Source organism: Streptomyces sp. NPDC060027 (genome assembly GCF_042737005.1).
GTDB lineage: Bacteria > Actinomycetota > Actinomycetes > Streptomycetales > Streptomycetaceae > Streptomyces.
Window position 1 is genome coordinate 1 of record NZ_JBHWVI010000251.1, and the last position, 11839, is coordinate 11839.

Sequence of the window (11839 nt, forward strand, 5' to 3'; positions counted from 1 at the left end):
GCCCCCTGACCGTGTGTCAGGGGGCCTCGTCGTGGTGTCGATGTCCTGAGAGGTCAGACCGTCACGGGCTGCTCGGCGGAGCGGGTGTGGACGGCGCGGTAGCTGTTCCAGTCGGCGCTGGTGATCAGGGAGTTGCGCCGGTCCTGGAAGCCGCGGCGCGCGGCGGACCACTGGGCGTCGGTCTGCGTGCGGAAGGCGTCGTAGGAGTCCTTGCCGTCCCACTGGGAGTAGACGACGACGAAGTCGTTGTCCGCGCCGACGGTGGCCAGGGTGCCCTCGCCGCCCTCCAGGTTGCGCGAGCGGATGCCGCGCAGCACGCTCTGCGAGCGGTAGCCGGGCACGTCCACGAGCCAGGAGTGGGCCTGTCCCAGTGTGGCGGTCAGGGCGCCCTGCTCGGCGGGGTCGACGCCGAGGATCTCGATGACCGTGTAGTCGTCGCGCCCGGGCGAGACCTCGGTGACGCCGCCCAGCGCGGGGTGGCGCCGGCTGGAGTCGACCTCGGTCTGCATCAGGCGGACGAAGGTGGTGATCTCGCGGAAGACCGGGACGGTGTGGTGCTTGAACTCGCTGTCGTTGTAGCGCGTCTCCAGGTCCTGCATGCCGCGCCACTGGATGAAGTTCGCGGTTCCCGGGTTCTGTTCGCCGCGGTGCACCGTGCTGGAGATCCAGCCGGGGAACGCCGCGGTGTCGACGATCGCCTTCATCTCCTTGACGAGGGTGTCGACCCGGGCGCGGGTGTCGGTCTTGAACAGGTTGAGGACGGTCAGGTGCCCGTCTTCGGGGTTGATGAACGGCATGGTTCGTTCCTCCTGGGTTTTGGTTGAGTGCCCGCGCCGGCGGGGCGTCGTGTCCTAGCGGGGGTCGCGGGGCGCGCCGAAGAAGCGGCTCAGGGCGTCCGTGAGACCGTCCGTCCCGGATCCGGCCGTGCCGATCCAGGCGATGTAGCCGTCCGGGCGGACCAGCAGGGCCTGGGCGTCGGCGAGTTCGCCGTCCGGGCGGACCTGTGCGACGACGACGTCGATCCGGTCCGTCCACGGCTCGGCGGCGGCGTTCAGCGCGGCGTCGCCGCGCAGGTCCAGGACGAAGCCGCGCCCGCCGTTGAGGAGTCCGTAGGCGCTCACCTCGCCGGACGCCCCGGCGGTGAGCTTGAGGTCCGGCAGGCGCCGGCCGAGCAGCGGGTGGCCGACGCCCGGGGTGTCGTAGGCGATGTCGAGGCCGGTGACCATGCCCACCAGGAGCTTTCGGACGTCCTCGTAGGCCAGCAGTTCGGCGAAGACCGACCGCATCGGGTCCATCTCGGGTCCGCCGAGGTAGAGGCTGCGCTGGGAGAGCGTGTTGGCCAGGATGCGGGCGGCGACGGGGTGGCGCTCGGTGTGGTAAGTGTCGAGCAGGCCTTCGGGGGCGGTGCCGCGGATCTCGGCGGCGAGTTTCCAGCCGAGGTTGACGGCGTCGCCCACGCCCGCGCTGATGCCCTGCGCGCCGATCGGCATGTGGATGTGCGCGGCGTCCCCGGCCAGAAAGACGCGGCCCCTGCGGTACTGGGCGGCCTGGCGGCTGGAGTCGGTGAAGTAGCTCAGCCACTGCGGGTTGCCGCTGTGGATGTCGTCGCCGGTGACGCGTTTGAAGGCGTCGGCCACCTCCTGGAAGGTGGGGGGCTGCGCGGTCGGCCGTACGCCCGCGCCGCGCTCGAAGACGACGACGCGGGTGGTGTCGGGGCCGACGGGCAGCACGACGACCATGCCCGCGTCGCCGAGTTCGCCGGTCGGGCGCAGCCGTACCTTCACGTCGGTGACGTCGGCCATCAGCATCTCGATGGTGGCCTCGTAGCCGGGGAAGTCGATGCCCGACAGGGTGCGCACGGCGCTGCGGGCGCCGTCGCAGCCCACCACGTAGGCGGCGCGCAGGGTGCGTTCGCCCTCGGGGGTGTTCGCGCGGACCTCGACGCCGTCGTCGCCGGCGGTCAGTGCGGTCAGTTCCCAGCCGCGGCGGACCTCGGCGCCCAGGCCGGTGGCCCATGCGTGCAGGATCGCCTCGGTGAGCGCCTGCGGCACGCCCCGCACGCCGAAGTTGCCGCCCGGCACGATGGTGTAGTCCAGCGGCATGCCGCCGAAGTGCCCGACGGGGATGACGCCCAGGTCGCCGAAGTGCTCCAGCAGCCCGCGCTGGCCGAATTCCTCCATGGTCCGGGCGGAGAAGCCCAGGGCGCGTGACTGGCGCATCGGCTCGGTCAGCCGCTCCAGTACGACGGCCTCGACGCCCGCCAGGCGCAGTTCGCCCGCGAGCATGAGCCCGGTGGGCCCCGCCCCCACGATGATCACGTCTGTGTCGAAGTCCTGCATTGCCTTTCCTGCCTCCCCTTGCGTACCTGCAAAAACGGGTGGTCGAGGTTGCTCGCCACCGCCGTCAGATGGGCGCGGACCCCCTCGATGGCGATCAGTTCGGACCAGAGCGTGCGCAGCGGCCCGGCCTCGGGGCCGGCGAACATCAGCTGTTCCTGGGCCGCGACGTGGTCGAGGACCCGGGCCGCCACGGGGTGCCGCTGGTCGTGGTAGCTGTCCAGGAGGCCGGGGGCGGCCCGGCCGTGCACGGTCTCAGCGAGTTTGCGGCCGAGGTCGACGGCGTCCTGCAGTCCGGTGTTCAGCGCCTGGCCGCCGACCGGCGGATGCCAGTGGGCGGCGTCGCCGGCCAGCAGGATCCGGCCGCGCCGGTAGGAGTCGGCCTGTCCCTTGGCGTCGTCGAAGGCGTCCAGCCACACGGGGGTGCCCTCGTGGATGTCCTCTCCGGTCACCCGCTTCCAGGTGGCGGCGACCTCCGCGAAGGCGGGGGGTCCGTGCCGCTCGTCCGGTGCGTCGCCGAAGGCGTGCACCATGACCCGGGTGACGCCGTCGCGGGTGGCCGCCACCGCGAAGCCGGTGTCGAGCCGTTCGAAGCGGCGGTCGCGGATGCGCAGCCCCGACACGTCGGCGCGCAGCAGCCGTCTGGTCGCGGGGGTGGCGGTCACGGGGAAGCGGGCCAGCCGGCGCACCGTGCTGTGCGCGCCGTCGCAGCCCACCAGGTAGGCGGCCCGCAGCAGCCGGCGCCCGGCGGGGCCGCTGACCGTGCACCGGACGTGGTCCGGACGGTCGGTGAGCGCGGTCAGTTCGTGCGCGCGCAGCACCGACGCGCCCAGGGCCAGCGCGCGTTCGCCCAGGGCGGCCTCGGTGCGGTACTGGGGCAGCTTCCAGTGGCCCGCGTACGGGCTGTCCGCCGGGGACAGGGCGAAGCCGAGGCCGCCGAAGTGGGTGCGCGGTTCGTGCGCGGCCTCGGCGAGCAGCGCCGAAAAGCCGCGCTCGTGCAGCAGTTCGGCGCTCAGCGTGGTGAGCTGGCTGGCCCGGGATTCGGTCATGGGGCGGGCCAGGCGTTCCACGACGGTCACCGGGACGTGGGCCCGGCGCAGTTCGCAGGCGAGCAGCAGGCCGACGGGGCCCGCGCCGACGATGACGACCGGCGCGGTGGCCCGGGAGGAGGTCACGGCCGGGCGGGTTCGCTGGCCAGGCCCTCGGCGTAGGCCTTCGCCAGGCGCAGGGTGGCCAGGCTGTTGCCGCTCAGGGCGGTGCGGACGAAGTCCCGCGCGCTGTCGGCGGTCGCGTCCGCGCCGAGGACCTTGGTGATGTTGTCGGTGTTGATCCGTACCGTGTGCCGTGAGGTCACCGACACCCCGCCGCCGTCGCGGTCCTCGATGAGCCAGCGCCCGGTGTGCAGGGTCATCAGGGCGGGCAGCACGATCTGCTTGTAGACGATGGCCGTCGCGGCCCTGCACACGCGCACCGAGCGGGTGGTGTGGGTGCTGCCGTCCTTGGTGCGGGTGTCCATCTCCAGGATCTGCAGGCCGGGTTCGTCCTCCTGCAGCGACACCCGGGCGACGTGCGGCAGCCGCTCCTGCCACAGGTGTGCCTCGTTGAGGAAGGCGTAGACGTCCTTGCCGCTCGCCTCGACGGTCACGGTGTCCTCGAAGGTGAACAGTTCAGCGGGCCCGGCGGCCTCGGCGCTGTCCTTGAGTGCCTGCAGTTCCGAGGCGCTGTTGCGGTCGACCGCCGCGCTGATCCAGTCGAGGTCGGCCACCTCGTCGGTCGCCGCGTGGAAGTCGTGCAGCAGCCGCACCCGGCACGAGGTGGCGGAGCGGGGTTCGACCACCCAGGCGCCGCCCATCCCGCCGACCGGGTGCTGCGACCGCTCTTGACGGAACGTCACGCTCAGCCGGTCCGGGTCGTGCACGCGCCGGGAGGTCCAGGTCTTGGCGGCGTTGTTCGCCGTCGCCCACAGCCGGATCAGCTCCGTGTCGCCGTCCTGTTCGACGACCTCGGCGTGCACGGTCGGGGGGAAGGTCTCGGGCCACCGGCCGACGTCCGTGATCAGCGCGTACACCGACGCGGCGGGGGCATGGACGTCGATCTCGTGTTCCGTTTCACGTACCGCGTTCTCGGTCACGTCGTGCTCTCCTCTCGGATGGCGGAGTCTCGGATGGCGGAGTCTCGGATGGCGGAGTCTCGGATGGCGGAGTCTCGGATGGCGGAGTCTCGGGTGGCGGAGTCTTGGGCCGGCTCGCCGAACCAGCGCCGCAGCGCGGCCTCGAGGCCGCCTCCGTCCGGTGCGGTCCAGGCGATGTAGCCGTCGGGGCGCACGAGCACCGACTCGGTCGCGGCGCCGTCCTCCTCCGGTCCGGCGGGGAAGTCCTTGACCCGGACCAGGTCGACGCGGTCCGACCAGCCGGCGGCGAGGCGGCCGGTGTCACCGGAGGCGTCGGCGGTGATCAGGACGCCGCGGGCCGGGTGCAGCAGGCGGGCGGTCCGGTCGTGGCCGCCGTCGGCGAGTTCCAGTGCGCGGTCGGCCATCCGGGCACCGAGCAGCGGGTGCCCGGGCCGGCCCGTACCCGTACCCGTACCCGTACCGGTGTCGGGGCCGCCGTCGGTGCCGGTGCCGTCGGTGGCGGTGGCGCTGCCGGTGCCGGTGGCGCTGCCGGTGCCGGCGCCAGTGGTGGCGGTGGCGGTGGCTGTGGCTGTGGCTGTGGCGTCGAGGTCGTAGCGGATGTCGAGGCCGCTGACCAGGCCGGACAGGTGCCGGGCCACCGCCGGGATCGCGATGATCTCCGCCATCACGGTGCGCAGCGGTGCGACGGAGCGGCCGGTGAGGTTGAGCGTTCCCTGGGCGAGTGTGGTGCGCAGGACCCGCGCCGCCACCGGGTGGCGTTCGGCGTGGTAGGTGTCGAGCAGGTGCTCGGGGGCGTGGCCCCTGACCGTCGCCGCCAGCTTCCAGCCGAGGTTGAAGGCGTCCTGCACGCCGATGCTCAGGCCCTGCCCGCCGGCGGGCAGGTGGATGTGGGCGGCGTCGCCGGCCAGCAGCACCCGGCCGCGCCGGTACTCGGTGGCCTGGCGGGTGGCGTCCGTGAAGCCGCTGACCCAGCGGGCCTCGCCGTGGTGGATGGAGTCGCCGGTCAGCCGCTGCCAGGCGTCCGCGACCTGAGGGAAGGTCACCTCGCGGCCGCGGTCGGGCTGCGTGCCGTTCTCGCAGACGATGATGCGGGTGTAGCCCTGCTCCAGCGGCGCCGCCATGACCATGCCGTTCGGCAGCAGTTCACCGATCATCCGCGGCTTGATGTCGCAGCCCTTGACGTCCGCCAGGTACATCTCGCGGGTGGCGTCCGAGCCGGCGAACTCAAAACCCGCCAGGCGCCGCACGGTGCTGCGCCCGCCGTCGCAGCCCACCAGGTAGCGGGCGGTGCACCGCTCGGGTCCGTGCGGGCCCCGCACGGTCGCGGTGACGCTGTCGCCGGTGTCGCCGGTGTCGCTCACAGCGGTGAGCTCGTGGCCGCGGCGCAGGGTCACGCCCAGCTCCAGCGCCCAGGTCTCGAGCATTTCCTCGATCGTGTACTGGGGGGCGCCGCGCACACCGAAGTGCGAGCCTTCCAGCACCCCATAGTCGATCGGGATGCCGCCGAAGTGCCCCTGCCGGGTGATCTCGATGTTCTCCAGGCGGTCGAGGATGCCGCGCTGGTGGAACGCCTCGGTGGCCCGCGCCGTGAAGCCGATGCCGCGCGACTCCCAGCTCCGCTCGGTGCGCTGCTCGAAGACGGTGACGTCGGCGCCGCCGAGGCGGAGTTCGGCCGCGAGCGTCAGTCCCGCAGGACCCGCCCCGATGACTATGACCTCGGTATCCATGGTTCCTGTCCTTGAGCCTCGGCTTCTGCGATGGGGACCGGCTTGTGTCCGCCGGGATCAGACCGGGATCGCCTCGATGATCGAGATCGGCGCGCTGGTGGGGACGGCCCGGGTGACCTTGAAGCCGGCCTTGGCGAACAGCTCGGTGTACTGGGCGAGCGTGCGGTCCTGGGCGCCGAGCATCAGCATCAGCCAGAGGTCGATGGTGTGGCCGAGGTGCTTCTCGTTGTTCTCGGGGAGCACGTACTCGATGACCAGCAGCTTGCCGCCGGGGGCGATCGCCTCGCGCGCGTTGCGCAGCGCGGTGACGGCGTCGGCCTCGGAGAAGTCGTGGATGATGTGCTTGAACAGGTAGGCGTCGGCGCCGGCGGGCAGCTTGCCGAGGTAGCCGCCGTGCTCGATGGTCAGCCGGTCCGCGACCCCGGCGGCTTCGAAGAGCGCGGGCGAGTCGACGGTGGCGACCTCGGAGTCGTACAGCACGCCCTTGACGTCCGGTGCCTGCTTCAGGATGCCCGCCAGCAGGTTGCCGCGGCCGGCGATGACGTCCACGACCGTGGAGAAGGCGGAGAAGTCGTAGGCGGCCAGGATCGGGTCGGTCTCCGACTCCGAGAGCTCGCCGAACGCCTTGAAGAACACGCCCGCGTACTCGGGGGTGGCGTGGAAGAAGTCCAGCGCGCCCATCCCGCGCAGCTTCGGCAGGTTGGGCTCGCCGCTCTCCACGGTGGCCAGCAGGTGGCCCCACTCCTCGTGCAGCAGCGGGTGGCTCATCAGCAGGGCGAAGCCGCGCATCGAGTCCGGCGCGTCCTCACGGAGCTTGTCGGACAGCGCGCTGTGCTCGTACCGGCCGTCGCCGCGCACCGCGAAGACCCCGTGCCCGGACAGCGCCCGCAGGATCCGGTGGGTCGCCTTCGGGTCGGATCCGACCCGCTGGGCGATCTCCTCGGCGGACAGCGGTCCGTCGGCGAGGACGTCCGCAATGCCGAGCCTGGCCGCGACGGATATCGCCTGGGTGATCACAGCACCCTGAATGAGATGGAGCAGCTCGTACGAATCGGACTGGTCACGGACCTCGGGCAATGCGGACATGGCTTTCCTTTCATAGCGCCCTTTTCGGGGTTCCAGACGATAGGTTGACGCTTCCGCGGCCCGCAACTCCGGAATTATCGGAATTCCCTCGAACGTTCAACCAGGGAATTTGAGCGGTTGAACAGCGCAATTCCACCGCCGCTCCACCGGTATTCCGGCCCGCCCTTGTCAGGTTGTTCCGGCCCCGCCATGGAAACCGAGAGGGATCCGGGTGAGACGACGGACCCGGGGCCGGCCGCGGCGGCGCGGCGGGCCCGGTGTCCGCGCGGGCGGCGCACGCCCGCACCGGCCGCAGACCGACGGCCGCTTTCCCACAGGCACTTCGAGGAGGCTCCGTTGCGGCACGACAGCCCGACCACCGTGGACTTCTGGTTCGACCCGACCTGCCCCTGGGCGTGGCTGACCTCCCGCTGGATCCTCGAGGTCGCCCGGCACCGGCCGCTGGAGCTGCGCTGGCACCTGATGAGCCTGAGCGTGCTCAACGAGGGGCGTACCGACCTGCCCGAGCGCTGGCACCGGGACCTGGCCCTGCGGATGGAGCCGGTGCGGGTGTGCGCCGCCGCCGGGCAGGCGTACGGCCCCGAGGTGCTGGGCCGGCTGTACACCGAACTCGGCACCCGGTTCCACCTGGAGAAGGCGCCCAAGGAGCGGTCCACCTACGCGGCGGCGCTGGCCGCCGCGGACCTCGATCCCGCTCTGGCCGACGCGGCCGGGTCCGAGGAGTTCGACGGCGCGGTGCGCGCCTCGCACCGCGACGGCATCGGCCGCGTCGGCACCGACGTGGGCACCCCGGTCGTCGCGGTGAACGACGTGGCGTTCTTCGGCCCGGTGGTGACACCAGCCCCGCGCGGCGAGGCCGCGGTGAAGCTCTGGGACGGGGTGCTCGCCGTGGCCGGGACCGAGGGGTTCTTCGAGCTCAAGCGGACCCGTACCCAGGATCCGGTCTTCACCTGAGCCCGGCCCCAGCCCCGGTGCCGGTGCCGCCGCCGTGCCGGTGCCGGTGCCGGCCCCGGTCCCGGCCCCGATTCCGATTCCGGTCCCGGCCCCGGCGGTCAGCGGGGTGAAGCGGCCAGCGGGGCGGTCCAGTTGTCGCTCAGCCAGGTCTCCAGGGAGACCAGGCCGGGCCTGCCGCGGCGCAGTTCGGGCAGGTCGGCGTGGTAGCCGTCGCGCTCGAACCAGTCGAACATGTTGGCCAGGTCGGGGCGGGCCGCGCGCAGCGGCTCGATGGGCAGCTGCCGGAAGCGGGTCGGGACGCCGGAGGCGGCCTCGAACGCGGCGGCCATCTGCGGTCCGGTCAGGACGTCTCCGGCGATCTCGACGGTCCGGCCGAGCCAGGCGTCCGGGTTCTCGAAGGCGTCCGCGGCGAACACGCCGATGTCGCTGGTCGCGATGAGCTGCACCGGGGTCTCGGGGTCCAGCCACAGGCCCAGGACGAGTCCGTCGTCCACCGGGCGGGGGGCGATGTCCAGGAGGATGTCGTGGAACATGACCGGCCGCAGCACGGTCACCGGCAGGTCGAGCGTGGACAGGTGGCGCTCGATCCTCAGCTTGCTCTCGAAGTGCGGGACGCGGGTGTCGCGGTCGGCGCCGCCGACCGAGCTGTAGACGAAGTGCCGCACCCCGGCCCGGACGGCGGCGTCGGCCACCGCCCTGCCCTGGCGCTCCTCGGCCTCGACGCCGCCGGGGCCGCGGAAGGTCTGGACGCTGAACACCCCGTGGACGCCTCGCATCGCCGCGAGCAGCGACGCCTCGTCGTCCAGGTCGCCGCGTACGAGGACCGCGCCCGCTTCCTCGAGCTCCCGTGCCTGTTCCTTGCCCGGGTCGCGGACCAGGGCGTGCACGGTGTGTCCGCGCCGCAGCAGTTCGCGGGCCACCGCCCCGCCCTGCCGGCCGGTACCGCCCAGCACCAGGATCGTTCCTTCAACCGCCACTGCCTGCCTCCGTGTCGTGTGCCGCGCCGGGAGCCGGCCCGGCTTCGGTGATCCGTTGTGATGGCCGCGAACGGCCGTTGATCCCTGGGGGATCAGGCCGCCGGGACCGCCCCCGCTCGCGGCGGCGTACGGCCGGTGCCGGTGCCGTCCCGCACGACGCCGGCGGTGTCCCGGAAGGAGCCGATGGTGTCCCGGGCGATGCCCGGCCCGGCGGCCTCGCCCTCACCGGGGCCCGCACCGCCGCCGCGGCCCCGACCGGTCCCACCGGCCGTGACCCGGTGCGGGGCCGGGGCAATGGCCGGGGTTGCCGCCCGCGCGGTCCGTGTCACCACGGCAGGGGTCCGTTGTCCGCCAGGCAGGCGCCCGACGGGCCGGTCTCGTCCAGCAGGGCGAGGCGGACCACGATCGCGGCCCCTTCGGCGGGGGTCCGGGAACCGCGGTGGTGGTTGATGTCGGTGGCCACCACTCCGGGCAGGGCCGCGTTGACCTTGACGGGGGTGTCCCGCAGCTCTTTCGCGTACGCGAGGGTGAGCGCGTTCAGCGCGGTCTTCGAGGACTGGTAGGCGATCATGTTGACGCCCGCCAGCGGGGAGCCCGGATCCGCGTGCAGGGTCAGCGACCCCACGTGACTGGAGAGGTTGACGACGCGTCCGGCCGGGGAGCGGCGCAGCAGCGGCAGCATCGCGTGGGTCACGGTGACCACGCCGAAGACGTTGGTCTCGTAGACCTCCCGCAGGTCGGCGGCGGTCGCCTCGCCGGGCGTGCCGGTGAAGCCGCCCGCGACGCCGGCGTTGTTGACCAGGATGTCCAGGCGTCCGTACCGGCGTTCGATCGTGCGGGCCGCCTCGGCCACGCTGTCCGGGTCCCGCACGTCGATGCGCAGCGGTGTCGCGGTGATGCCGTCGGCGGCCAGCGCGTCGGCGGCCTGCTTGCCGAGCACCTCGTCCCGCGCACCGACGATGACGACGATGCCCTGCTCACCGAGCTGTCGCGCGGTGGCGTATCCGATGCCTTTGTTGGCACCCGTGATGAGCGCGATCTTCTCGACCGTCACGTCCTGCTCCTTTCTCGGGGGTTCCGCCTGTCCGCGCCGGCGACGGTGTGCCGCGCGGTGTCCGGGAGGCCGGCGGCGTGTTTTCGAGAATCTGCATTACGCGCGGCATGCACCGTAGTGAGAAGCGGAACGCGAAGGCATCTCCGATATTGCTGTCGCGCGGACTCCGTGTCCAAAGTGTTCACTGCCGTGTTCAAGCACGCCGATTCCGCAGTCGAACACTGAACCGGTGCCGGTGAATTCCAGTTCATTGCGGTCGGACATTGCGCTGGGTAGCTTCACGATGGCCAACCATTGCCACAGTGCAGAGGCCTCAAAACAATGAATACAACTGACGTGATAGTGGTCGGTGCGGGTCCTGTCGGACTGATGCTGGCCGCGGAACTCCGCCTGGGCGGAGCGGACGTGAGCGTCTACGACAAGCTGCCCGCCCCGAGCGGGGAGTCCCGTGCCCTCGGCTTCAACCGGCGGGCCGCCGAGTCGCTGGACCAGCGCGGGCTGCTCCCCCGCCTCGGCGCGTTCCGGTGGGGCCCGATGGGGCACTTCGGCGGAGTCCGCTTCGACCTGGGCATGCTCGACGAGGACCACAGCGGAGTGCTGGGCCTCTCCCAGGCCAGGACCGAGGAGGCGCTGAGCGGCCGGCTCGAGGAGCTCGGCGTCCCGGTGCACCGCGGCCGCGAGGTCACCGGGCTGCGCGAGAGCGCCGAGGGCGTGGTGGTGTGCTCCGAGGGCCCCGGAGGGCCGGGCGAGGAGAGCGCCGCGTACGTGGTCGGCTGCGACGGCGCGGGCAGCACCGTCCGTGCGCTGGCCGGGATCCCGGCCACCGGCTGGGAGGCCACCCGGGGCATGTACACCGCGGAGATCACCGGTGCCGCCCCGCGCCCGCGGCCCATCGGCGAGCGTCTCGCGGGCGGCAGCATGGTGGTGTGCACCCCGCTGGGCGAGGGCCGCTGCCGCATCGTCGTCCACGACCCGGCACTGCCCGCCCGCCCGGACCCGGGAGCGCTGACGTTCGCCGAGGTCGCCGGCGCGTGGCGGCGGCTGACCGGTGAGTCGATCGACCACGCCGAGCCCCGGTGGCTGTGGGCGTGCGGCAACTCCGCCGCGCTGGCCGAGGAGTACCGGCGCGGCCGGGTGCTGCTGGCGGGCGACGCCGCGCACGAGATCCCGCCGCTGGCCGCGTGGGGGCTCAGCGCCGGACTGCAGGACGCGGCCAACCTCGGCTGGAAGCTGGCGGCGACGGTCGGGGGCCGGGCCCCCGAGGGCCTGCTCGACACCTACCACGCCGAACGCCACCCCGTCGGGCTGGAGTTGATCCGCAACGCCCGGGCGGCGTCGAAGATCTACCTCGGTGAGGACGCCCTGGACCCGGTCCGTGAGGTCATGGGCGAACTGCTGGCCCACAAGGGAGCCGCCGAGCAGGCCGCCGGGATCGTCAGCGGTCTCGGCATCCGCTACGACCTCGCCAAGGGCGACCATCCGCTGCTCGGCCGGCGCATGCCACCGGAGCGTGAACTCACCCTGGCCGACGGCACCCGCACCCGCGTCGCCGACCTCCTGCACACCGCACACGG

11 protein-coding genes are annotated in these 11839 nt (G+C 72.6%); 2 read left to right on the forward strand and 9 right to left on the reverse strand.

Going from position 1 to position 11839, the window contains the following annotated elements; translation table 11 throughout:
* Window positions 1–53: 53 nt before the first annotated feature.
* Genes ACFWBT_RS37075 through ACFWBT_RS37100 form a run of 6 tightly spaced genes read right to left on the reverse strand, consistent with a single transcriptional unit; the run spans window position 54 to window position 7280 of the window.
* The gene (locus tag ACFWBT_RS37075; protein WP_385707502.1) at window positions 54–797 is read right to left on the reverse strand and encodes an antibiotic biosynthesis monooxygenase; all 744 of its coding nucleotides are present in this window, start codon (window positions 795–797) and stop codon (window positions 54–56) included.
* Window positions 798–851: 54 nt separating this feature from the next.
* Window positions 852–2339, reverse strand: coding sequence for an FAD-dependent monooxygenase (locus ACFWBT_RS37080; protein ID WP_385707504.1), 1488 nt, complete (start codon window positions 2337–2339; stop codon window positions 852–854).
* On the reverse strand, window positions 2315–3511 hold the full coding sequence (locus ACFWBT_RS37085) for an FAD-dependent monooxygenase (RefSeq protein WP_385707506.1): 1197 nt from the start codon (window positions 3509–3511) through the stop codon (window positions 2315–2317). Before ACFWBT_RS37085 ends, ACFWBT_RS37080 begins: the two co-directional genes overlap by 25 nt.
* Window positions 3508–4467, reverse strand: a complete 960-nt coding sequence (locus tag ACFWBT_RS37090; protein WP_385707508.1) for an aromatase/cyclase — start codon at window positions 4465–4467, stop codon at window positions 3508–3510. The genes ACFWBT_RS37085 and ACFWBT_RS37090 overlap by 4 nt, the downstream gene beginning before the upstream one ends.
* Window positions 4464–6194 (reverse strand): FAD-dependent monooxygenase, encoded by a 1731-nt coding sequence (locus ACFWBT_RS37095; RefSeq protein ID WP_385707510.1) that lies wholly within the window; start codon window positions 6192–6194, stop codon window positions 4464–4466. The genes ACFWBT_RS37090 and ACFWBT_RS37095 overlap by 4 nt, the downstream gene beginning before the upstream one ends.
* Window positions 6195–6251: 57 nt before the next feature.
* Entirely contained in the window at window positions 6252–7280 is a 1029-nt protein-coding gene (locus tag ACFWBT_RS37100) for a methyltransferase (RefSeq protein WP_385707512.1), read from the reverse strand.
* A 336-nt stretch (window positions 7281–7616) separates the two neighbouring features.
* Here ACFWBT_RS37100 and ACFWBT_RS37105 point away from each other — a divergent pair, with 336 nt between their 5' ends.
* Complete coding sequence (locus tag ACFWBT_RS37105; protein ID WP_385707514.1) at window positions 7617–8234, forward strand: disulfide bond formation protein DsbA; 618 nt, start codon at window positions 7617–7619, stop codon at window positions 8232–8234.
* Window positions 8235–8332: 98 nt separating this feature from the next.
* Here ACFWBT_RS37105 and ACFWBT_RS37110 read toward each other — a convergent pair whose 3' ends face one another.
* The 3 genes from ACFWBT_RS37110 to ACFWBT_RS37120 all read right to left on the reverse strand — a co-directional run bounded on the left by ACFWBT_RS37110 (window position 8333) and on the right by ACFWBT_RS37120 (window position 10265).
* Window positions 8333–9211 carry an NmrA/HSCARG family protein gene (locus ACFWBT_RS37110; RefSeq protein ID WP_385707516.1) on the reverse strand — a complete coding sequence of 293 codons (879 nt, stop codon included), beginning with the start codon at window positions 9209–9211 and terminating at the stop codon, window positions 8333–8335.
* 92 nt (window positions 9212–9303) lie between these two features.
* A complete protein-coding gene (locus tag ACFWBT_RS37115) occupies window positions 9304–9543 on the reverse strand; it encodes a hypothetical protein (RefSeq protein ID WP_385707518.1) in 240 nt (79 codons plus the stop codon).
* Window positions 9537–10265, reverse strand: coding sequence for an SDR family oxidoreductase (locus ACFWBT_RS37120; RefSeq protein WP_385707520.1), 729 nt, complete (start codon window positions 10263–10265; stop codon window positions 9537–9539). The genes ACFWBT_RS37115 and ACFWBT_RS37120 overlap by 7 nt, the downstream gene beginning before the upstream one ends.
* Window positions 10266–10601: 336 nt before the next feature.
* On the opposite strand from ACFWBT_RS37120, the gene ACFWBT_RS37125 reads away from it, so the two are divergent.
* A partial coding sequence (locus ACFWBT_RS37125) for an FAD-dependent monooxygenase (protein ID WP_385707522.1) occupies window positions 10602–11839 on the forward strand: 1238 nt, incomplete at its 3' end.

Bases quoted from the DNA above. Each gene is read 5' to 3' on its own strand.
- ACFWBT_RS37075 (WP_385707502.1), bottom strand. From the start codon at position 797: ATGCCGTTCATCAACCCCGAAGACGGGCACCTGACCGTCCTCAACCTG.
- ACFWBT_RS37080 (WP_385707504.1), bottom strand. From the start codon at position 2,339: ATGCAGGACTTCGACACAGACGTGATCATCGTGGGGGCGGGGCCCACC.
- ACFWBT_RS37095 (WP_385707510.1), bottom strand. From the start codon at position 6,194: ATGGATACCGAGGTCATAGTCATCGGGGCGGGTCCTGCGGGACTGACG.
- ACFWBT_RS37100 (WP_385707512.1), bottom strand. From the start codon at position 7,280: ATGTCCGCATTGCCCGAGGTCCGTGACCAGTCCGATTCGTACGAGCTG.